General features: G+C 75.9%; 22 protein-coding genes and 1 pseudogene. 10 read left to right on the top strand and 13 right to left on the bottom strand.

Annotation, left to right across the window (positions count from 1 at the left end; translation table 11 throughout):
- Positions 1-2 precede the first annotated feature (2 nt).
- Positions 3-293 carry a hypothetical protein gene (locus tag GKE82_RS20890; RefSeq protein ID WP_154734638.1) on the top strand — a complete coding sequence of 97 codons (291 nt, stop codon included), beginning with the start codon at positions 3-5 and terminating at the stop codon, positions 291-293.
- Positions 294-361: 68 nt separating this feature from the next.
- Here GKE82_RS20890 and GKE82_RS20885 read toward each other — a convergent pair whose 3' ends face one another.
- From GKE82_RS20885 to GKE82_RS20875, 3 genes are all read right to left on the bottom strand, one after another.
- Entirely contained in the window at positions 362-523 is a 162-nt protein-coding gene (locus tag GKE82_RS20885) for a hypothetical protein (protein ID WP_154734637.1), read from the bottom strand.
- A gap of 22 nt (positions 524-545) precedes the next feature.
- Positions 546-1,784, bottom strand: a complete 1,239-nt coding sequence (locus tag GKE82_RS20880) for an NAD(P)/FAD-dependent oxidoreductase (protein ID WP_154734636.1) — start codon at positions 1,782-1,784, stop codon at positions 546-548.
- A gap of 70 nt (positions 1,785-1,854) precedes the next feature.
- Entirely contained in the window at positions 1,855-3,078 is a 1,224-nt protein-coding gene (locus tag GKE82_RS20875) for a triacylglycerol lipase (protein ID WP_154734635.1), read from the bottom strand.
- A 25-nt stretch (positions 3,079-3,103) separates the two neighbouring features.
- Between GKE82_RS20875 and GKE82_RS20870 the strand changes: the two genes are divergently transcribed.
- The 3 genes and pseudogenes from GKE82_RS20870 to GKE82_RS30130 all read left to right on the top strand — a co-directional run bounded on the left by GKE82_RS20870 (position 3,104) and on the right by GKE82_RS30130 (position 5,485).
- The gene (locus GKE82_RS20870) at positions 3,104-4,246 is read left to right on the top strand and encodes a PrsW family intramembrane metalloprotease (RefSeq protein ID WP_196189362.1); all 1,143 of its coding nucleotides are present in this window, start codon (positions 3,104-3,106) and stop codon (positions 4,244-4,246) included.
- Between the two features lie 35 nt (positions 4,247-4,281).
- A pseudogene (locus GKE82_RS31640) lies at positions 4,282-4,566 on the top strand (acyltransferase family protein); the annotation flags it as partial.
- A 97-nt stretch (positions 4,567-4,663) separates the two neighbouring features.
- Positions 4,664-5,485 carry an acyltransferase gene (locus GKE82_RS30130; protein ID WP_309233827.1) on the top strand — a complete coding sequence of 274 codons (822 nt, stop codon included), beginning with the start codon at positions 4,664-4,666 and terminating at the stop codon, positions 5,483-5,485.
- Here the strand turns inward: GKE82_RS30130 and GKE82_RS20855 are convergent.
- Together GKE82_RS20855 and GKE82_RS20850 are read right to left on the bottom strand one after the other, a co-directional pair.
- Positions 5,475-6,275 carry an ABC transporter permease gene (locus GKE82_RS20855; protein WP_107569032.1) on the bottom strand — a complete coding sequence of 267 codons (801 nt, stop codon included), beginning with the start codon at positions 6,273-6,275 and terminating at the stop codon, positions 5,475-5,477. The genes GKE82_RS30130 and GKE82_RS20855 overlap by 11 nt on opposite strands.
- The gene (locus GKE82_RS20850) at positions 6,272-7,243 is read right to left on the bottom strand and encodes an ATP-binding cassette domain-containing protein (RefSeq protein ID WP_107569031.1); all 972 of its coding nucleotides are present in this window, start codon (positions 7,241-7,243) and stop codon (positions 6,272-6,274) included. The genes GKE82_RS20855 and GKE82_RS20850 overlap by 4 nt, the downstream gene beginning before the upstream one ends.
- Before the next feature lie 83 nt (positions 7,244-7,326).
- Between GKE82_RS20850 and GKE82_RS29140 the strand changes: the two genes are divergently transcribed.
- Positions 7,327-8,001, top strand: a complete 675-nt coding sequence (locus tag GKE82_RS29140) for a TetR family transcriptional regulator (RefSeq protein ID WP_309233734.1) — start codon at positions 7,327-7,329, stop codon at positions 7,999-8,001.
- Between the two features lie 69 nt (positions 8,002-8,070).
- Here the strand turns inward: GKE82_RS29140 and GKE82_RS20840 are convergent, their stop codons facing one another.
- A complete protein-coding gene (locus tag GKE82_RS20840) occupies positions 8,071-8,274 on the bottom strand; it encodes a cold-shock protein (RefSeq protein WP_107569029.1) in 204 nt (67 codons plus the stop codon).
- Positions 8,275-8,456: 182 nt separating this feature from the next.
- On the opposite strand from GKE82_RS20840, the gene GKE82_RS20835 reads away from it, so the two are divergent.
- Both GKE82_RS20835 and GKE82_RS20830 read left to right on the top strand, forming a co-directional pair.
- Positions 8,457-10,616, top strand: coding sequence for a DEAD/DEAH box helicase (locus GKE82_RS20835; RefSeq protein ID WP_154734632.1), 2,160 nt, complete (start codon positions 8,457-8,459; stop codon positions 10,614-10,616).
- A 51-nt stretch (positions 10,617-10,667) separates the two neighbouring features.
- Entirely contained in the window at positions 10,668-11,540 is an 873-nt protein-coding gene (locus GKE82_RS20830; RefSeq protein ID WP_154734631.1) for a hypothetical protein, read from the top strand.
- 8 nt (positions 11,541-11,548) lie between these two features.
- Here the strand turns inward: GKE82_RS20830 and GKE82_RS20825 are convergent, their stop codons facing one another.
- On the bottom strand, positions 11,549-11,857 hold the full coding sequence (locus tag GKE82_RS20825) for a hypothetical protein (RefSeq protein ID WP_154734630.1): 309 nt from the start codon (positions 11,855-11,857) through the stop codon (positions 11,549-11,551).
- 101 nt (positions 11,858-11,958) lie between these two features.
- On the opposite strand from GKE82_RS20825, the gene GKE82_RS20820 reads away from it, so the two are divergent.
- Positions 11,959-12,993 carry a peptidoglycan-binding protein gene (locus GKE82_RS20820; RefSeq protein WP_154734629.1) on the top strand — a complete coding sequence of 345 codons (1,035 nt, stop codon included), beginning with the start codon at positions 11,959-11,961 and terminating at the stop codon, positions 12,991-12,993.
- Here the strand turns inward: GKE82_RS20820 and GKE82_RS20815 are convergent.
- Positions 12,965-14,437: a DEAD/DEAH box helicase gene (locus GKE82_RS20815; protein WP_154734628.1), complete on the bottom strand. Its 1,473-nt coding sequence runs from the start codon at positions 14,435-14,437 to the stop codon at positions 12,965-12,967. The two genes, GKE82_RS20820 and GKE82_RS20815, sit on opposite strands and share 29 nt — an antisense overlap.
- Before the next feature lie 237 nt (positions 14,438-14,674).
- On the opposite strand from GKE82_RS20815, the gene GKE82_RS31000 reads away from it, so the two are divergent.
- On the top strand, positions 14,675-15,415 hold the full coding sequence (locus tag GKE82_RS31000) for an AzlC family ABC transporter permease (RefSeq protein ID WP_309233733.1): 741 nt from the start codon (positions 14,675-14,677) through the stop codon (positions 15,413-15,415).
- The gene (locus GKE82_RS30995) at positions 15,412-15,723 is read left to right on the top strand and encodes an AzlD domain-containing protein (protein ID WP_107569022.1); all 312 of its coding nucleotides are present in this window, start codon (positions 15,412-15,414) and stop codon (positions 15,721-15,723) included. The genes GKE82_RS31000 and GKE82_RS30995 overlap by 4 nt, the downstream gene beginning before the upstream one ends.
- A gap of 15 nt (positions 15,724-15,738) precedes the next feature.
- On the opposite strand, the gene GKE82_RS20800 is transcribed toward GKE82_RS30995, so the two are convergent.
- Genes GKE82_RS20800 through GKE82_RS20780 form a run of 5 tightly spaced genes read right to left on the bottom strand, consistent with a single transcriptional unit; the run spans position 15,739 to position 20,056 of the window.
- On the bottom strand, positions 15,739-16,464 hold the full coding sequence (locus GKE82_RS20800; protein ID WP_154734626.1) for an SRPBCC family protein: 726 nt from the start codon (positions 16,462-16,464) through the stop codon (positions 15,739-15,741).
- Positions 16,461-17,042 (bottom strand): NTP transferase domain-containing protein, encoded by a 582-nt coding sequence (locus GKE82_RS20795; RefSeq protein ID WP_154734625.1) that lies wholly within the window; start codon positions 17,040-17,042, stop codon positions 16,461-16,463. The genes GKE82_RS20800 and GKE82_RS20795 overlap by 4 nt, the downstream gene beginning before the upstream one ends.
- Positions 17,039-18,106, bottom strand: coding sequence for an XdhC family protein (locus GKE82_RS20790; protein ID WP_107569019.1), 1,068 nt, complete (start codon positions 18,104-18,106; stop codon positions 17,039-17,041). The genes GKE82_RS20795 and GKE82_RS20790 overlap by 4 nt, the downstream gene beginning before the upstream one ends.
- The gene (locus GKE82_RS20785; protein WP_154734624.1) at positions 18,103-19,239 is read right to left on the bottom strand and encodes a VWA domain-containing protein; all 1,137 of its coding nucleotides are present in this window, start codon (positions 19,237-19,239) and stop codon (positions 18,103-18,105) included. Before GKE82_RS20785 ends, GKE82_RS20790 begins: the two co-directional genes overlap by 4 nt.
- Complete coding sequence (locus tag GKE82_RS20780) at positions 19,229-20,056, bottom strand: MoxR family ATPase (RefSeq protein WP_154734623.1); 828 nt, start codon at positions 20,054-20,056, stop codon at positions 19,229-19,231. The genes GKE82_RS20785 and GKE82_RS20780 overlap by 11 nt, the downstream gene beginning before the upstream one ends.
- Positions 20,057-20,066: the final 10 nt, after the last annotated feature.

Raw genomic sequence — 20,066 nt, 5'->3', positions numbered from 1 at the left:
GCATGGATCGCGCGCGACTGCGGCAGCTGTGGGACCGGGGACAGCACGGCTGGCCGCGGTCCTACCCCGTGGCGCAGTTCCCGAACGCGCCGCTGCTCGTGTACCTCGCGGCGTGGCTCGGGCGGCAGCTCAGCGACGGCGACACGCGCACGGCGTTCGACGCGCTCGGCCGGGTGGCGCTCGCGTGCTGGGCCTACGACGAGCTGCGCTACGGCGTCAACGCGTTCCGCCGCGGGCTCGGGGCGGTCGCGCTCGTGGCCATCACGGTCGGCCTCGCCGCCGACCTGGGCTGAGACGACGGGCTCCCGCTCGACGGGGAGCCCGGGGACCGGCCGCGCGCGGGGCGCGGCGGTCCGGCGGGCTACTCGTCGTCGAGGCCCGCGGCGTAGCGGTCGTTCTGCTCCTTCTCGCCGAGCGCCTGCGCGACGGCGAAGCCGATCAGCACGTGGGCGAGCGCCGGGAAGGCGACGAAGAACACGATCACGAGCCCGAAGGTCGCGGCGAAGGCATCCATGGCGATCATCGTCTGCTGATCCTATCCAGAATCAGGCCGGATAGCTCTCGGCCCCGAGGTCCCCGGCGCTCACGCGCTCGCCGCTGCGGATGAGCTGGCGCGCGCGCTCCAGGTCGTCGTGGCCGCCGACGGTCAGCGCGCCCCGCACGATGCCGCTGTCGACGTAGTAGATCGTGAAGCGCCCGTCGGGGATCGAGCCGACGACGAGCTCCTCGTTCCACGAGCGGGCCGGGCCGACGTACTCGAGCGAGGTCCAGTCCGCGAGGTCGCTGAAGAAGTACGGGACCGTGTCGTACGGGACGTCCTGCCCGAGCATGTTCCGGGCCGCGGTCGCCCCCTGGGTCATCGCGACGTCCTCGTGCTCGATGCGCAGCGCATGGCCGTGCACGACGCTGTCGTACTCGCACATGTCGCCGGCGGCGTAGACGTCGTCGGCGGAGGTCTTCAGCCGCGCGTCGCAGAGCACGCCGCCCGCCTCGCCCAGGGCCAGGCCCGCCTTGCGGGCGAGCATGACGTCCGGGGTGGCGCCGACGCCGCAGACGACCGCGCCCGCCGCCAGCTCGCGGCCGTTGCGCGTCGTGACCGCGCGCACGCGCGCGTCGTCGGCGTCCCCGTCGCCGAGGAACGCCTCGATCTCGTCGCTGCCGAAGATCTCGACGCCGTGGCGCTCGAGCACGTCGCGGAAGAAGACGCCCGCGCGCAGCCCGAAGCCCCCGGACAGCGGCTCGGCCTCCTGCAGGACGATCGCGACGCGCTTGCCGAGCGCCGTCAGCGACGCGGCGACCTCGCAGCCGATGTAGCTGCCACCGATGCAGACGACGCGGTCGACGTCCTCGACGTCGCGGCGGATCGCGTCGCTGTTGCCGAGTGCGCGGACGTAGTGGATGCCGTCGAGCTGCGCCCCGTCCACGCCGCCCAGCCGGCGGACCATGGCGCCGGTCGCGATCAGCGCCTTGCCGTAGGAGAGCGTCTGCTTGTTCGAGAGCGTCGCGGTGTGGGCGTCGGTGTCGAGCCCCATGACGCTGACGCGGCTGAGCAGCTCGACGTCGTTCTCGGCGTACCAGTCGGCGGGATGGACGAGCGCGTCGTCCTTGCTCTCCGCGCCCTGCAGATAGCCCTTGGTCGCGGGCGGCCGGTGGTAGGGCGGGTCGATCTCGCGGCTGACGATCGTGATCGAGCCGGTGGCCCCCTCCTCGCGCAGCGTCTTCGCGGCGGTCGCGGAGGCGACGCCACCCCCGATGAGCAGGAAGTCCACGTGTCGGTCGGCCATCGCCCGATCCTGACACGGTGTCAGGATCCGCGTCGTCCGCCTCGCTTGCGCGCCCCCGGGCCGACGGGGTTCAGCTGCGCTGCAGCGTCGCCGCGTGCGTGGCGACCCGCGGATCCCCGTCGGCGGTCGTCGCGCGGACGGTCACGCGCACCGCCCCGTCGGCGGACCGCAGCAGGGCGCGGCCCTCCTTCGTCACGCGCAGCCGCACGAGGCGGTCACCGCCGACCGGGACGCTGATGCGCACCGTGCCCAGCGCGCGTGCGCCACGGCGCAGCCGCACGAGGCTCACGCACCGCGCGCCCTCCGGGCCGTCGCAGCGCACGAGCAGCCCGACGGTCGAGGCCCGCGACAGGCGCAGCACGTCCGACAGGACGCTCAGCCGGACCGCGCGGGGCTCCGGCGCCGGGCTCGGCGCGGGGTCCTCGGACGCGTCCGGGAGTGCGACACCGGGCGAGCGCGGCGGGGTCGCGCCCGTGCAGTCGACGATCGCGGCCGGGTCGGCGGGCCCGTCGCGCAGCAGCGCGTGGCGCACCCAGCCGAGGGCGACCGGGTCGTAGAGGATCGAGACGTGCTCGGCGAGGTCGCCCGGGCAGCGGTCCTGGAGCATCACCGCGGTGGCGGTCGGGCCGTCGAGCGCCTGCGAGGACGGCGGCGTGACGACGACGTCGTTGCGGGTCGAGATGACCGTGTGGTCGATCTCCGCCGGGGCCTCGGGGGCGGCGTTGGCGCGGGCCAGGAACGGGGAGCCGACGGCCTGGTCGGCGCACGACAGGCAGCCGACGCGCGACAGCGGCCCGGCGAGCACCTGCGTGGTGCCGTGGTGGGAGGGCGCGAGCCCGACGATCTCCTCGGTGCGGTCGAGCAGGCCGCGGCTGCGGACCGTCCAGCGGGCCAGCAGCCCGCCCTGGCTGTGCCCGACGAAGCTCACCTTCGGCGCGCCGGTGGCGTCGAGCACACGCCGCGTGAAGGCGGCGAGCTCGTCGGCGGAGCGGTCGACCGGGTCGGTGCCGCGGCGGCCGTAGTCGAGCGCGAAGACGCAGAAGCCGTCGCGGCGCAGCAGCGGGGCGAGCGCCTGCCAGCTCGTCGTCATGTCGAGGAAGGTGCCGTGCACGAGCACGATCGGGGGCCGGTCCTCGCGCGGACGGCAGCCGAAGTCGTTGGTGCCGGGCGGGGCGACGCCGAGCACCGGGACGGCCTGGATCTGCGCGGTCGCGACGGCCGGGGCGGCGAGGGCCGACGCGAGCGCGGCCGCGCCCAGCGCGGCGACCGCGAGAGCTCTCCCCGGCGTCCTCATGCCCGCAAGCGTACCCTGCTGCGCCATGGCCACACCCCCGCTTCCCGACCCCCGGGTCACGCGCGATGTCTCCCGGCGGCTGGTCGGGACCGCGGGCATCCTGGGCATGACGTTGAGCGGGGCGCTCGTGCTCGCGGCGGCGGGCCTGGAGACGACCCCGGTGATCTTCGTGCTCGCGGTCATGCTCGCGATCGCGCCGGTGCCGCTGCTGGCGGCCGGGGTCCTGTGGCTCGACCGCTACGAGCCGGAGCCGCGGCGGATGCTCGTCTTCACGTTCGCGTGGGGCGCGACCGTGGCGTGCTTCGTCGCGCTCGTGCTCAACACGATCGGGCAGGCGGTCGTCGGCAGCAGCCTCGGCGCCGAGGCGGGCGAGATCTACGGCGGCTCGATCTCCGCGCCGGTCGTCGAGGAGACCGCGAAGGCCGCCGCGATCTGGGTCATCGTGCGGCGCCGGCGCACCGAGCTCGACGGCGTCCTGGACGGCATCGTCTACGCCGCGATGGTCGGCCTCGGCTTCGCGGCGACCGAGAACGTCCTCTACTACGGGCGCGGTGCGGTCGAGGAGGGCCTCGTCGGCGCGCTCGCGACGTTCGTCGTGCGCGGCGTGATGAGCCCGTTCGCCCATCCGGTCTTCACCGCGGCGACCGGCATCGGCTTCGGCCTGGCGGCCCGCTCGCGCAGCGGGTTCGTGCGCCGCGTCGCGCCGGTCGTCGGGCTGCTCGTGGCGATCGGCCTGCACTCGCTGTGGAACACGTCGGCGTCGACCGGCGCGTTCTTCGGCGTCTACCTGCTGTTCATGGTGCCGATCTTCTTCGGGATCCTGCTGGTCGCGCGGCTCGACCGGCGCCGGGAGCGCAAGGCGATCGAGCGGCACCTGCCCGCGTACGTGCAGGCGGGCTGGCTGCCGGCCGGCGCGGTCGGCGAGCTCGCCTCGCTGCCCGCCCGACGGCGTGCCCGAAAGCGCGCGAAGGCGCAGGGCGGGCGGCGCGCGCGCCGCGCCGTCGCCGACCAGCAGCTCATCGCCACCGAGCTCGCGTTCCTGCGCGACCGCCGCGAGCGCGGCCTCACCGACGATGCCTGGCAGGCGCACGAGGCGACGCTGCTGGAGCAGCTGCGTGCCGCCACCGCCGGGCCGGCCGTTCCCGGCGATCTCTCAGGAACTCCTTAGGTTTTCGGCGGGGCGTGACGGGAACGTCCTGTTCGATGTCCCCGCTGCGCGCCCAGCCGCCGGCGAGCGGGACGCGGCGGCTGGCCGGCCTCGACGCCCTGCGCGGGCTCGCGGCCCTCGCCATCCTCGTCCTGCACGTCTGGCTGTACACCCGCTCCGACGACGACGGACCCGTCGCGGCCGTCCTGCACGAGCTGCGGCTCGCGCTGCCGCTGTTCTTCGTCCTGTCCGGGTTCCTCATCTACCGCGCCTGGGTGGCCGCCGTCCTCGACGGGCGGCCGCTGCCGGACCTGCGCCGCTACCTCGACGCCCGCGTGCGGCGGCTCGTGCCGGGGGCGTGGCTGTGCCTGGTGGTGACCGTGCCGCTGCTCCTCGCGCTCGACCACGTCCGCGGGGTCGGGGTCCCCCTCGGCCGAGCTGCTGCCCCTGTTCGCGGTCTTCGCGCAGGCGCTGCACCCCGAGACCGTCGCGGAGCTGAACCCGCCGATGTGGACGCTGACGGTCGAGGCGACCTTCTACCTCGTGCTGCCGGTGCTCGCCGGCCTGGCCGTGCTCGCGGCGCGCCGGCGCCCGTCGCGCGCCGCGCTGCTGCTGCCCGCCGTGCTGCTCGCGGCCGCCGGGACGGCCTGGAACGTCTGGCTGGCGGGTCGCCCGGCCGATCTCGTGCTCGCCTCGGCGCTGCCGGCACTCGCGCCGTGCTTCGCCGCGGGGATGGCGGCCGCGGCGCTCGGCCACGGCCGCCGCCTCGGCCGTCCCTCGGTGCTCGCGCTCCTGACCGCGGCGGCGGGCCTCGTGGCGCTCAACGGCTGGTGGCACGGCAGCGGCACGGCGGGCGCCACCGACGCCGGCCGCATCTGGCGCGATGCGATCGCCGCCGCCGGCTTCGCGCTCCTGCTCGTCGCGGTCGCGCAGGCCGCGCGGCCCCTGCGGGCGCTCGAGGCGCGGCCGCTGGCGTGGCTCGGGGAGCGCAGCTACGGCGTGTACCTGTGGCACATGCCCGCGATCTTCGCGCTGCGCGGGGCGGGTCTCTTCCCGGAGGGCCGCACGACCGCGGCCACGCTCGCGGTCCTCGCCGTCGTGCTGCCGGTCGCGCATCTCTCGTGGACGCGGGTCGAGCGGCCGCTGCTCACCGCGGGCCGCCGCGGAGCGTCGCGCCCGCGCAGCGCGCCCGGTCGTCCCGCGGCCGCGCCGCGCACGTCCGGCCGTCCGGCGATGGCCGGCGCGTCGGTCAGTCGGTGATCGACCGCTGGTAGCGGCTCACCGCCAGCGGGGCGCAGATCGCGACGATGGCGGCGATCCAGATGAGCGTGTAGGCGATCGGGTGCGCCAGCGACCACGGCACGTCCGCGGGGGCGACCGCGCCCGGGTTGTCGAACAGCCGGCGCAGCGCGTCCGCGAGCGTCGTCGTCGGGTTCCACTCGGCGATCGTCCGCAGGACCCCCGGCAGCGTGTCGGTCGGCACGAACGTGCTGGCGATGAAGGTCAGCGGGAACAGGACCGTGAACGTCACGCCCTGCACCGCCTCGGGCGTCGCGAGCGTGCTGCCGAGCAGCACCCCCACCCAGATCATCGCGAACGAGAACAGGAACATGAGGCCGAAGCCGGCCACGGTGTCGAGCAGCGGCCCGTTGGGCGTCCAGCCGACGATCAGGCCGCAGATCGCCATCAGCGTGATCGGCAGGACGGTCTTGATCATGTTCGCCAGCGCGTGCCCGCCGAGCACTGCACCGCGGCTGATCGGCAGCGAGCGGAAGCGGTCGACCGCGCCGTTGCCGCGGTCGGCGGCGAGGCCCATGGCGACGCCGAAGCAGCTGAACACGAGCGTCTGGGCGAAGATGCCGCCCATCAGGAACTCCTTGTAGTCGCCGCCGCCCGGCACCGCGATCGCCCCGCCGAAGACGTAGGCGAACAGCAGGACGAACATGATCGGCTGGAAGGTGGCGTCCGCGAGCACCTCGGGCTGGCGGCGCATGTGCAGCAGGCCACGCCGGGCGATGACCCAGACGTCGGACAGCAGGGGGGAGCTCATGCGACGGCCTCCTCGTCGGGGGTGGGTTCGGCCGGCTGGCCCGTGAGCGTCAGGAAGACGTCGTCCAGCGACGGCTGGTGCAGACCGAGGTCCTCGACGGCGATGCCCTCGGCGCGCAGCGCCGCCGCGACCTCGGCGACCGCCGCGACCCCGGTGCTGCTGCGGGCGGTGACGCGGCGCGTCCCGGCGTCGACGGTGGCGGGGCTGCCGCCGATGCGCTCGAGCAGCGCGGCGACCGCGGGCAGGTGGGCGGCGTCGAGCGGCACGACCTCGAGCTGCTCGCCGCCGATCTGCCGCTTCAGCGAGCGCGCGTCGCCGCGGGCGATCGCGGTGCCGTGGTCGATGACGACGATCTCGTCGGCGAGCCGGTCGGCCTCTTCGAGGTACTGGGTCGTCAGCAGGATCGTCGCACCGCCGCCGACCAGCTGGTCCAGGACGTCCCAGAGGTCGTTGCGGGCACGCGGGTCGAGTCCCGTGGTGGGCTCGTCGAGGAACAGCACGTCGGGCCGCGCGACGAGCGTGGCCGCGAGGTCGAGGCGACGGCGCATGCCGCCGGAGTACTCCTTGGCGAGGCGCCCACCGGCGTCGGTGAGGGTGAACTGCTCGAGCAGCTCGTCGGCGCGCGCGTGGGCGGCGGCCCGGCCGAGCTTGTGCAGCTCGCCGATCATGACGAGGTTCTCCCGGCCGGTGAGCAGCGGATCGACGGTGGCGTCCTGCGCGGCCAGCCCGATGCGCCGGCGCACGTCGTCGGCCTGGGTGGCGACGTCGAACCCGGCGACCGTGGCGGTGCCCTCGGTCGCGGCGGTCAGGGTGGTGAGGATGCGCACCGCCGTCGTCTTGCCGGCGCCGTTGGGGCCGAGCACGCCGCACACGGAGCCCTGCGGCACGTCGAGGTCGACGCCCTTCAGGGCGGTGGTGGTGCCGTAGCGCTTCACGAGTCCGCGGGCGTGGATGGCGGTGGCGGTCATGGCGCATAGAGGATCACATCCGCGGGAATTTTGCAACGACTACAATTTTGTCACAGGTTCACGTTCGGCTAGGGTTCGGATCCGTGGACGAGGACCAGCCCGCACCCGGCCTGCGCGAGCGCAAGAAGCTCCGCACCCGTCAGGCGATCTCCGACATCGCCACCGAGCTGTTCGCCCGGCGCGGGTTCGAGGCCGTCACCGTCGCCGAGATCGCCGCGGCCGCCGAGGTCTCGGTCGGCACGGTCTTCAACTACTTCCCGGCGAAGGAGGACCTCTTCTTCGACCGCGCGGACGAGCTGCTCGACCGCCTGCGCACGACGATCGAGGAGCGCCCCTGCGGCCAGACGATCCTCGGCGCCGTCGACGCGCTGCTGCGCCCGACCGTCGCCCCCGTCCCCGGATTCACTTGGGCGGCGCTCGAGGACCCGGAGCTGTCGCGGCGCTTCGTCGCGTTCCGGCGCACGCTCGCCGGCTCGCCCGCGCTGCGCGCCCGCCGGCTCGTGATCGCCGAGGACTGGACCGCCGCGCTGCAGGAGACGATCGCGCGCGACCTCGGGCTGCGCCCCGACGACCCCCGGGCGGTCGGCCTCGCCGCCACGCTCGGCGCCGCGCTCGACGCGCGCGAGCGGACGCTCGGCCAGGCGGTGCTGGCCGGCCGCGCGCCGCGCACCGTCCGCCGCCAGGTCCACGCCGTCATGGACGAGACGTTCGGCCGGGCCGCGCGCGCCTTCGCCGACGTGGACCGACCGCGGCCCTGAGCGTCGGGGCCGAGAACGACGAAGGGCCCGGTCTCCCGGGCCCCACGCAGTGCTGAAGCGGCTCCGTCGCTAGACGGTGCGGACGTTGACGGCCTTGGGGCCCTTCTCGCCCGGCTCGGCGTCGAACTCGACCTTCGCGCCCTCGGCGAGGGTGCGGAAGCCGTCGGCCTGGATCGCGCTGTGATGCACGAACAGATCCTTGCCCGGGTCGTCCGGCGTGATGAAGCCGAAGCCCTTGTCGTCACTGAACCACTTCACGGTTCCGGTGGCCATTTGGTGTTCCTCCACGGGATGTTGTGTGCTGCGCGCGAAGGTGCAAATGAAGCAACGACGGCCCGGCACTGCTTGGGTTACGGCGCGAACGCTAGCAGCACTCAGCACCCTGATTGCAAGGAACTTCACGAACTCGTCACGGCACGCCGGACCGCGCCGCCGGGTGTCGTACGGTGCGGGGCGTGGATCTCGTCCCCGGCCGCCCGAACATCGAGCTGCGGCCGACCCCGTCCGGGGACCTCGAGGTCGTGCTCGCCTTCCCCTACCGGCCCGAGATCGTCGACGCCGTCCGGCGCATCCCCGACCGCCGCTTCGACTGGGACACGAAGGAGTGGTCGGCCCCCGCCGGGGACTGGGCGGGCGCCCACGTCGCCGACCTCATCGCGCGGTTCCCCGAGCTGCTCCCCAGCGGCGACGTCACCGAGTGGCTGCGTGGCGTCAGCAGCCGCTGGACCGGCACCGTCACCGCGGTCGAGCACGAGGGCGGCCCCGCGTTCGAGCTCACCACCCGGCTCGGCACGCTGCCCGGCGCGATCGCCGCGCTGGCCCGCGAGCTGCGCCGCGACGTCCACCTCGCACCGGTGACCGCGGCGGTCGCCGATGCGCTGATGGAGGAACGCGGCGCGCGCCTGGACGGCCGGGCGACGCGCTGCGCGACCTACGCGCGCGTCGATCTCGACCCGCCGCCGGCGCAGCTGACGCTCGTCCCCAGCGTCGACGGCCCGAAGCTGCGGCTCGACGTGCTCTGGCGGCCCGACCTCGCCGCGCTGTTCCTCGCCCTCCCCGGCGCCGACGTCGCCACCGGCACGCTGCCGGCCGACCCGTACGTCGCCGCCGACCTCGACGCCTTCTGCGCCGCGCACGGCGTGACCCCGGGTGCGGCCGCGATCCCGGTGCTCGAGGAGATGCGGGCCGAGCACGCCGCGGCGGTCGACGCGATCGAGCGGTCCCGCGCGCAGGACGCCGAGCCGCTGGGGGACGACGTGCGCCTCGGCGGCACGCTGCGCCCGTTCCAGGTCGCGGGCGTGCGTTACTTGCTGGCCCAGCGCCAGGCGTTCCTCGCGGACGAGCAGGGCCTCGGCAAGACCGTGCAGGCGCTCGCCACGCTCGAGGCCGACGGCGCGTACCCCGCCGTCGTGGTCTGCCCGGCGAGCCTGAAGCTCGTCTGGGAGCGCGAGGCGGGCATCTGGGTCGGCCACCGCTCGCTGCAGGTCCTCGAGGGCCGCTCGGGCGCCATCCGTCCCGCCGACATCACGATCGTCAACTACGACATCGTCGAGGCCCACGCCCAGTCGCTCGGGCGGCTCGGCCCGCGCGCCCTCGTGCTCGACGAGAGCCACTACGTCAAGAACCCGCGCGCCAAGCGCACCAAGGCGGTGCGGCGCCTGGCCGACGCGCTGCCGCGGACCGGGCTGCGGCTCGCGCTCTCCGGCACCCCGGTCCTCAACCACCCCGACGAGCTCATCAGCCAGCTGCGGGTGCTCGGGCGGCTGGGCGACTTCGGCAGCGGCGCGCGCTTCCACCGCCTGTTCGAGGGCAGCGAGCGCGAGGCGCGGCTGCACTGGCACCTGCGGCGGCGCTGCTTCGTGCGGCGGCTCAAGCAGGACGTGCTCCCGCAGCTGCCGCAGAAGGCGCGCGTCGTCGTGCCGATCGAGCTGAGCAACCGCACCGAGTACCGGACCGCGGAGGAGGACGTGATCGCGTGGCTGCGCCAGCAGCCGCTGGACCTGCGCGAGCTGGAGGCGAAGATCGCGGCGACGCTGCGCGCCGAGCGCCTGGCGCAGCTCGGGACGTTGCGGATGCTCGCCGCCCACGGCAAGCTCGCCGCCGCGATCTCGTGGATCCACGACTTCCGGCAGTCCGGCGAGGCGCTGGTCGTGTTCGCCCACCACGTCGACGTCCTCGAGACCCTCGTCGCCCGCAACCCCGACGCGCTGCACCTGCTCGGCCGCGACTCGAGCCGCGCCCGTCAGGCGGCGGTCGACGCCTTCCAGGACCCCGACGGCCCCGGGCTGCTGATCGCCTCGACCGGGGTCGCGGCGCAGGGCATCACGCTCACGCGCGCGTCGAACGTCGCGTTCCTCGAGCTCGAGTGGACCCCGGCGCTGATGGACCAGGCCGAGGACCGCGTGCACCGCATCGGCCAGCACGACGCCGTGACCGCCTGGTACCTGCTGGCCGCGCACACCGTCGACGAGGACCTCTCGCAGGTGCTCGAGCGCAAGCGCGGCCTCGTCGGCGCGGTCACCGACGGGCTCGAGGACGACAGCGAGGCGACCGTCGACGCGGTCGTGCGCGCGCTGCGCGAGCGACCCGCGTTCAGCCGTCTACGCGCGGTCTGAACCCGGTCTCGGGCGCTGGCGTTCCGCCGCGGGACGTGGTGGACTCGGCGCATGGGTGAGCGCGACGCCTTCGGCCGCGAGCAGGACGAGGACCCGCTGGCGGCGATGGGCTGGGCCACGCCGCCGACCCGCGAGCGGCGCGAGGCGGCCGTGCCGGCCGTGACCGCCTCGGCGACGACGCTGCCCGGCATGGAGCCGGGAACCGAGCGCGAGGGCATCCCCGGCACGCACGGGCCACCGCCCCGGTCCTTCCCCGAGCGCCGCGCCCGCCAGGCCGGGACGACCGACGCCGCCGGCCCGTCCGCGGGCGCGCGGCTCGTGCGCGCGCTGGTCTCGATCGGGATCCTGTTCGCCCTGCTCGGCGGCGTGATGAGCGCCGTCGTCGGGTCGATCACCGACGCGATCGACGGCCCCGACGTCACCGTCCCGCGGTTCACGGCACCCGTGCCCCCCACGCCGCAGACGCCCGCGGGCCCCGACGGCGAGGCCCCCGTCGGGCTCGAGCGCGGCTCGATGCTCCTGCGCTCGAGCTTCGCCGCCGCGAAGGCCACGATGCGCAGCGGCCGCTTCGGGCGCCTGAAGAACCTCAGCCTCCGCCCCGCCCGCATCGACGCGCAGTTCCTCACCGGCGGCGGGCGCCTGCGCAACGTCGAGTTCCTCCCCGGCGGGAAGGTCGAGCAGGTCAGCCTCGGTCCTCCCGGTTTCGGCGGCGCGCAGACGATCCCGGTCGCCCCGATCAACACCGCCGCCCCGTACCGGCTGACGGTCGCCGCGGCGAACCGCCTGGGCCGGCCCACCGCGGAGGTCGACTACGTCTCCTACTACGGCGAGGACTTCGTGGGCGGGCTCGTCTGGGGCGTGACGTTCCGCGACGGCACGACGTTCCAGGGCGACAGCCGCGGCCGCATCGTCCGGCAGCTCTGACCCGCCGGTCAGCGCCGGGGTCCCGGGCGCCGCAGGCAGGTCACCGCCAGCCAGCGGCCGGGCGTCCCGGTCGGCTGCAGCGGGAACGCGATGTCCGGCCCGGCCGCCCACAGGGGCGCGGACTCGCCGGTCGCCGCCCAGCCCGGCGGCCAGCCGGACACGTCGCACGCCTCGAGCGCCGCCAGCAGCGCCGCCGCGACCTCCGCGATCCCCGGCGCCCGGACGGGCATGCGCTGGCGGAACCGCTGGACGCAGTGGGCGGAGGGCACGATCTCGTGCACCGCGGGATGGTCCATGTGCGCCACGCCGATCTGCACGGTGACCTACGGTTTTCGCCCACGATGCGGGAGATCCTGCCCCCGCAGAGGATCTTGCGCGGCACCGCAGCTCGACACGCGACGCCGTGTTGCGATATCCAATGCGCATCGTCGGACGGATTCGTACCCTCCTTCCCGCCGCCGCCCTGGTCGCCTGTGCGGGCGCTCTCGCCCCCTCAGCGGCCGTCGCCGCCGACCTCGGCGAGCGCCCGCTCGCCCCCGGCGCGCAGGGCCGCGACGTCGAGCAGCTGCAGGCCTGGCTCGAGCGGCTCGGTCTCCCCGTCGGCCGTGACGGCCGCTACGGCCGCGAGACCGAGCTCGCCGTCCGCCGCTACGAGCGCGAGGAGGGCCTGCCCGAGGACGCGGTCGTCGACCGCGAGCAGGCCCGGCAGATGCGCCGCCGCGCCCGCCCGCGGGTGCGGACCGTCACCTACGCTTCGCGGACGCTGCGCAGCGGCCTGACCGGCACCGACGTCCGCGGGCTGCAGCGGTTCCTCATCGACCACGGCGTGAAGGTGACGCCCGACGGCGACTTCGGGCCGGCGACCGTGAAGGCCGTGCGAACGCTGGAGCGCCGCGCGAAGCTCCGCGCCGACGGCAGGGTGACGCGCTCGGAGGCCCGGCGGATCCGCACGCTGGCGCCCGCTCCGACCCCCACCGGGGCCGCGGCGCCGACGGTCGACCCGCAGCCGGTCGCCGCGACCGTCGCCCCCGGCAGCCGCGTGTTCCCGATCCGGGGCAGCTGGAAGTTCGGGGACGAGGGCACCTTCTACGGCGACCGCGGCGGGGCGCACAAGGGCGTCGACGTGTTCGCGAGCTGCGGCGTGCCGATGGCCGCCGCCGAGGGCGGCAAGGTCGTCTTCAAGGCGACCGACGGCCGCGCCGGCAACTACGTCGTGATCCGCGGGGCCGAGAGCGGCGAGGACCACGCGTACATGCACCTGCAGCGCGCGGTCACCCAGGACAAGGGCGACACGATCGCCACCGGCGAGGTGTTCGGGGCGGTCGGCCGCACCGGCAACGCGACCGCCTGCCACCTGCACTTCGAGATCTGGACCGCGCCGGGCTGGTACACCGGCGGGGCCTCCCGCGACCCGCTCCCGGACCTCAAGGCCTGGGCGCGGGCCGACCGCTGACGGCGGCCCGGACGGCCGGACCGCGCGTCGGCGGGTGACGACGCGCGCCTAGCGGCCGCGGCGCCCGCCCGGGGCGGCGCCGAACGTGCCGCCCGAGAAGGTCGTCTTGCGCCCCGAGCCGCCACCGGACCCCGAGCCCGAGCCGCCACCGGAGCCGCCGCGACCGGAGCGCTTCTTCGCCCCGCCGCCGCCGTTGCCGCCCGACGCGGAGCCCGCGCCGTGGCCGCCGCGCGCCGCCGCCGCCCTGGCCGCCGCGACGCTGCCCGCCGCCGGCACCCGCCGGGCGCTGGCCGCGCTGGGGCTTCGGGCGCGGCGGACCGCCGTTGGCGGCGGTGATGCCGGCGTCGCGCAGCTGGTCCTCGAGCTGCAGCTCGCGGGCGATCGCGACGATGTCCTTGTGCTGGTCGGGCGACACGAGCGTGATCGCCGTGCCCTCACGGCCGGCGCGACCGGTGCGACCGGAGCGGTGCACGTAGGTCTCGCGGTCCTCGGGGATGTCGAAGTTCAGCACGTGCGTGACGTCGCGGACGTCGAGGCCGCGTGCGGCGACGTCGGTCGCGACGAGCGTGTCGACCGTCCCCTCCTCGAACCGCGCGAGCGCCTTCTCGCGCTGGCCCTGGCTCTTGTCGCCGTGCATCGCGACCGCGTTGACGCCGCTGCGGGAGAGCCGCTTGACGAGCCGGTCGGCGCCGCGCTTGGTGCGCACGAAGACGACGGCCAGCCCGCGCTCCTCCCGATGCAGGAGCGTCGCGAGGAGGTCGAGCTTGTCCTCGTGCGGCACCGCCACGAAGCGGTGCACGATCTCCCCGCTGCGCTGCGAGACGGGAGCCGCGAGCTTGTGCTCACGGGCGTCGCGGGTGAACGCGTCGGCGAACGCGCGCGGCGCCCCGTCGAGCGTCGCGCTGAAGAACAGCATCTGGCGGTCGGACGGGACCTCGCGCAGGATCCGGTCGACCGCGGGCTTGAAGCCCATGTCGAGCATCCGGTCGGCCTCGTCGAGCACCGCGATGCGGACGTGGCGCAGGTCGACGTCACCGCGGTCGAGCAGGTCGATCAGGCGCCCCGGCGTCGCGACGATGATGTGCGCCTTCGCGGCGCGCTTGGCCTGCGCGACGATGCCGACGCCGCCGTAGACGGCCGCGACGGAGAGCGCACGGGCGTGCGCGAGCGGCAGCAGGTCGTCCACGATCTGGGTGGCGAGCTCGCGCGTCGGGGCGAGCACGAGCGCGGCGGCACGGCGGTCGGTCGCCTCGATCCGCTCGACGAGCGGCAGGCCGAAGGCGATCGTCTTGCCCGAGCCGGTGGGCGACTGGACGAGGACGTCCGCACCCTCCAGGGCGTCGGGGATGACCGCGGCCTGGACGGGGAACGGGCTGGTGATGCCCGCGCCGTCGAGCGCGCGGGCGACGGTCTCGGAGATGCCGAGATCGGCGAAGCTGGTCATGTCGTACTGCTCCTTCTGCGCGCGGCGTCGGTGCCGCGGCGTCTTCGGGGAGGCTGCCTCAGAACCCGAAAACGCTCCTCGTGGAGCACCCGCAGAACGGAGAACCTCGCGGAGGACGGCGCCCTCCGTGCCGTTGACGGTAGCAGCGCGCCGCCGCGGCGACCATCAGCGGCGCTGATGGCCGTCCCCAGCGATGCTCGTTGCGCGCCCCCCCGTCGCGGTGGAACGCTGGCGTGCGTGGCCCACCCGGCGGACCAGGATCCTCCCCGCGACGACGCGTTCGCGGCGGGCGTCCGTGCCGGTGTGCCGTTCGCCCTCGCGGGCTTCCTGCTGTCCCTGTCCTTCGGGGTCCTCGCCCGCGACGCCGGCTTCCCGGCGGTCGCCGCCGTGGTGATGTCGCTCGTGGTCTTCGCCGGGTCCGCGCAGTTCGCGGCGGTGTCGATCCTCGCCGCGGGCGGCGGGGTCGGCGCCGCGGTCGGGGCGGCGGCGCTGATGAACGCCCGATTCCTCCCGATGGGCGTCGCGCTCGCCCCCTCGCTCCCCGGCCGCGCCTGGTGGCGGGCGGCGCAGGGCCAGACCGTCGTCGACTCCTCGTGGGCCCTGGCCAACCGCGGCGACGGGACGTTCGACCGGGCGTTCCTGTTCGGCTGCTCCGGCGTCCAGTACGTGACCTGGGCGCTGGGCGCGGTCGCGGGCGTCGTCGGCGGCGACCTCGTGGGCGACCCGTCCGCGCTCGGGCTCGACGCGATCTACCCGGCCTTCTTCCTCGCGATCCTCATCGCGGAGCTGCGCGCGGAGCGCGACGGCGGCGGGCGCGCCCCGCGCGTCGCGGCGGCCGGGGCGCTCGTCGCGCTGGTGCTCGTGCCGCTGACGCCCCCGGGCGTGCCGGTGCTCGCCGCGAGCGTCGTCGCGCTCGTCGGCCTGCGCGACGCGCGCGGCACGGCGCCGGTCCCGACCGCCGCGGAGGCCGGGCCGTGACCGGCACCGCCTGGGCGACGATCGCCGGCTGCACCGTCGTCACCGCGCTGATCAAGGGCGTCGGGCCGGTGGCGTTCGGCGGGCGGGACCTGCCGCCGCGCTTCCGCGGCGTCGTCGTCCTGCTCGCCCCCGCCCTGCTCGCGGCGCTGATCGTGGCGAGCGCGCTCGCCGACGGACGGGACCTGCACGTCGGGGCGGACACGGCCGGCGTGGCGGTGGCCGGCGTCGCGCTCTGGCGTGGCGCCTCGGTGCTCGTCGGCGTCGGTCTCGCGGCCGGGATCACCGCGGGCCTGCGGCTGCTCGGCTGAGCCCGGCGCCGCCGGTCAGCCGCGCCGGCCGAACAGGCGCCGCAGGCGGTCGAGCAGCGCGCCGAGCACGAGCGAGAACCCCGAGACCGGCTTCGCGGGCGCCCGCGTCGCGCGCGGCGCGGCCGCGACGGGCGGCGCCTGAGGGGCGGGCGGCGCGTCCGCCCCGACCGGGACGGCGGCCGCAGCCGCCCCCGGATCGGTCGCGACCGCCAGCGGGTCGACCGAGGTCGCTGGGTGCTCGGAGTCTCCGGGGTCGGGGACCGCGGCGGGCGCGGGTGCCGGGGTCCCCGCCTGCACCTCCTCCTCGAGGTTCGCGGCGAACTCCTTGAGCATCCGGTTCGCGACGTCCTGGATCATCCCGCCGCGCCCGAACCGCGCGAGCTTCCCGGTGATCGTGAAGTCGGTGTCCACGTCGACGCGGGTGCCGCCGCCGTCCGGGTCCTCCGCGACACGCGACACGATCGTGGCGCTCGCCCCGCCCTGCCCGCGCCGGTCGGTGCCGCGCGCGCTCATCGTCGCGACGTGCGCGTCGGCGTCGACGTCGTCCATCTTCAGCGTGCCGGCGTAGGACGCGGTCGTCGGGCCGAGCTTCACGACGAACGCGCCCTTGAACGACCCGTCGCCGACGACCTCGGTCACCTCCGCGCCGGGCATGCAGGGGGCGACCCGCTCCACGTCGATGAGCGCCTCCCAGACCGTCTCGACGGGCGCGGACACGGTGAACGACTGCTCGAGCTTCATCGCAGGGCCTCCAGGCTCTCGGGGGTGTCGACGTCCAGGCCGCCGGGACCTCCGGCGGCCACCAGCACGACGGGCGCGCCGTCCAGCAGCTCACGGGCACCCTCGTCCCCGGTGAGCTCGCCGACCGCGGCGAACAGCTGCCGGGGCAGGACCACCGGATGCCCCGGGCGCCCGTCGTAGAGCGCCCGGACCGGGACGGCGGGCGGCGCGGCGCGCGCGGCGGCGAGGACCTCCCGGACGACGTCGGTCTCCAGGCGGGGCGTGTCGCCGAGCACCACGAGCACGGCGTCGAGGTCGTGCTCCGCGGTCGCCGCGGCGAGCCCCGCGCGCAGCGAGGCGGCCATCCCCTCCTCCCAGCCCAGGCACAGCGCCACCTGCGCGCGACCGGGATCCACGCGCTCGCGGATCGGCTCGTGATGGGCGCCGAGGACGAGGATCACGGGATCCAGCGCGGGGACCGCGGTGACCGCGTCGAGGACGTGGGCGAGCAGCGGCCGGCCGTCGAGCTCGGCCAGCTGCTTCGGGGAGCCGAAGCGCCGTGACGCGCCCGCCGCCAGGACGATCGCGCCGGTCCTCACGCGCCGACCTCGTGGATGCGACCGGACGCGTCGCGCAGCCGACCGCCCGGGTGGCCGCGACGGACCGCGACGAGCTCGGCCATGATCGAGAGCGCCGTCTCCTCCGCGGTCACGCCCCCGAGGTCCAGGCCGATCGGGGCGCTGATGCGCTCGAGGTCCTCGTCGGTCAGGCCACGCTCCAGCAGCCGCTCGCGCCGGGCCTCCTGCGCGCGACGCGAGCCCATCGCCCCGATGTAGCCCGCGTCGGAGGCGAGCGCGATCTCCAGCGCCGCGTCGTCGAGCTTCGGGTCGTGCGTGAGGACCGCGATCGACGTCGCCCGGTCGATCCCGCCGAGCTCCGCGAACGCCTCGGCCGGCCACTTGACGACGATCGCCTCCGCGTCCGGGAACCGCTCACGGGTCGCGAAGCGCCCGCGCGGGTCGACGACGAACGGGCGCCAGCGCGCCGCCCGGGCGAGCGTGCACAGCGCCGCGGAGTGGTCGACCGCCCCGAAGATGATCAGGCGCGGCGCGGGCGCGGTGACGTCGACGAGGACCTCGACGTCGCCCGTGAGCGTGCGGCGCTCGCTGCGCTCCGCCCACGCCAGCTCCTCGGCGACGAGCGCCGCCTCGTCGTCGAGCGCGGCGTCGCCGAGCCCGCCGAGGCGCTGCGCCCCGGGGCGCACGAGCAGGTGGGCGCCGTCGTCCAGGCGGGTGACGAGCGCGCCACGGCCGTCCTCGCGGGCGAGCTGGGCGAACGCGCGCCCGGGCGCGTCGTCCAGCGTGCCGACCCAGACGTCGATCTCGCCGCCGCACGGCAGCCCGACGTCCCACGCCTCCTCGTCGGCGATCCCGAAGTGCAGCAGCCGCGGCGGCCCGCCCGCCAGGACCTCCTCGGCGACGGCGACGACCGCGCCCTCGACGCAGCCACCGCTGACCGCCCCGGCGACCGCGCCGTCGTCGGCGACCGCCATCTTCGCGCCGGGCGGGCGTGGCGCCGAGCGCTTCACGCTGACCACGGTCGCGACCGCGCTGCGGCGGCCGTCCGCCGTCCAGGCGTCGAGCTGGTCGATGACGTCCCTCATGCTCCTCCGGGGGTCGTGTGCAGGCCGCCGGACAGCAGCGCCGCGAGCTCCGCGACGGAGCCGAGCGAGTGCCCGGGGATGAAGTGGTCGGTGTGCGGGAGCGCGGCCGCCATCCCCGCGGCGAGCGGCGCGTAGCCGGGCGTCGCCTTCAGCGGGTTGAGCCACACGACCCGGTGGGCGCTGCGGCGCAGCCGGGCCATCTCGGCGGCCAGCAGCTCGGGCTCTCCGCGGTCCCAGCCGTCGGACAGCAGTACGACGACCGCGCCCCGCCCGAGCCGCCGGCCGTGCTCGCGGTTGAGCGTGCCCAGGGACGCGCCGATGCGGGTGCCGCCCGCCCAGTCGTCGACCGCCTCCGCGGCCCGCTCCAGCGCCCGGTCGGGATCCCGGCTGCTGCGCAGCTCGAGCGTCAGGCGCGTCAGGCGCGTGCCGAACGCGAACACCTCCACGCGCGAGCGGGCCGCCGCCGCGGCCTGCGCGTACTGGAGCAGCATCCGCGCGTACGGGGCCATCGAGCCCGACACGTCGAGGACGAGGACGAGCGCCCGCGGAGCCGGGGTGCGCCGGCGGCGCGCCAGCCGCAGCGGCTCCCCGCCGGTGCGCAGCGCCGCCCGCAGCGTCGCCGCCGGATCGGGACGCCCGCGCCCGTGGGACGGGCGGGTGCGGCGTCCGAGACGGGTCGGACCGCGCCGGGCGAGCTCGCGCAGGACGGTGCGCGCGGCGGCGCGCTCGGCGTCGGTGTAGTCGGCGAAGTCCTTGTCGTGCAGCAGCTCGACGTCGCTGAACGCCGCGGGCACGACGACCGGCTCGAGCCCCGCGGTCCGGGGCGCGGGCGGCGCGTCCGGGACCGCGACGCGCGGCAGCGCGAGCGTCGAGCCGCCGCCGAGGTCGACGGGGGCGATCCGGGCGTCGGGCACCGCGGCGCCGAAGACCTCGGCGAACGCGGCGTCGAAGGCCGGCAGGTCGCCGGGCCGGCCGCAGAGCACGGCGCGCAGGGCCAGGCGCACGTCGTCCCGGGAGCCGGCGTCGACCACGCCGAGCGCGCGCACCGCGGTCACGACCTCGCCGCTGCCGACGCGCACGCCGCGGGCGCGCAGCGCGCCGGCGAGCGCGACGACGCGCCCGTCAGGCCCCATCGAGCACCCCCAGGGCGCGGACGCGATCGAGATCCTCGCGGACCTTCAGCACGGCACCCAGGGCGTCGTCGGGCGCCGCGTCCGGCCCGAGGGCGCCGAGCGCCCGGGCCCAGGCGATCGTCTCCCCCACGCCGGGCAGCTTGTAGAGCTCCTCGCCGCGCAGCCGCGCGACCGCGGCGCACACCCGCTGCGCGACCTCGTCGGCGACCTCGGGCGCCCGGACGCGCACGACCTCGAGCTCCCGCTCGGGCGTCGGGTAGTCGATCCAGTGGTAGAGGCAGCGGCGCTTCAGCGCGTCGTGCAGCTCGCGCGTGCGGTTGGAGGTCAGGATCACCGTCGGCGGCTGCGCCGCGCGGACGGTGCCGAGCTCCGGGATCGAGACCGCGTGGTCGGAGAGCAGCTCCAGCAGGAACGCCTCGAAGGCGTCGTCGGCCCGGTCGACCTCGTCGACCAGCAGCACCACCGGCCCGTCGTCGCTCGCCCGCAGCGCCCGCAGCAGCGGCCGCTCCAGCAGGAACCGCTCGGACCACAGGTCGACGTCCTGCTCGGCGCGCACGGCGAGCAGCTGCCGCGCGTGGTCCCAGTCGTAGAGCGCGTGGTGGACGTCGATGCCCTCGTGGCACTGCAGCCGCACGAGCTCGGCGCCGGTGGCGGCGGCGAGCGCCCGCGCCACCTCGGTCTTGCCGACCCCCGCCTCGCCCTCCAGCAGCAGCGGCAGCCGCAGCGTGCGGGCGAGGTGGACGGCGGTCGCGAGCGCCCGGTCGGCCAGGTACCCCTGGCCGGCGAGCGCGCCCGCGACCCCGTCGGCGCCGTCCATGCCCGGGGCC

Origin of the sequence: Conexibacter sp. W3-3-2, assembly GCF_009707605.1 — a bacterium.
Classification (GTDB): Bacteria; Actinomycetota; Thermoleophilia; order Solirubrobacterales; family Solirubrobacteraceae; genus Paraconexibacter; species Paraconexibacter algicola.
The sequence above is the reverse complement of the archived record's forward strand: the minus strand, read 5'-3'. Positions and strand labels throughout refer to the sequence as shown.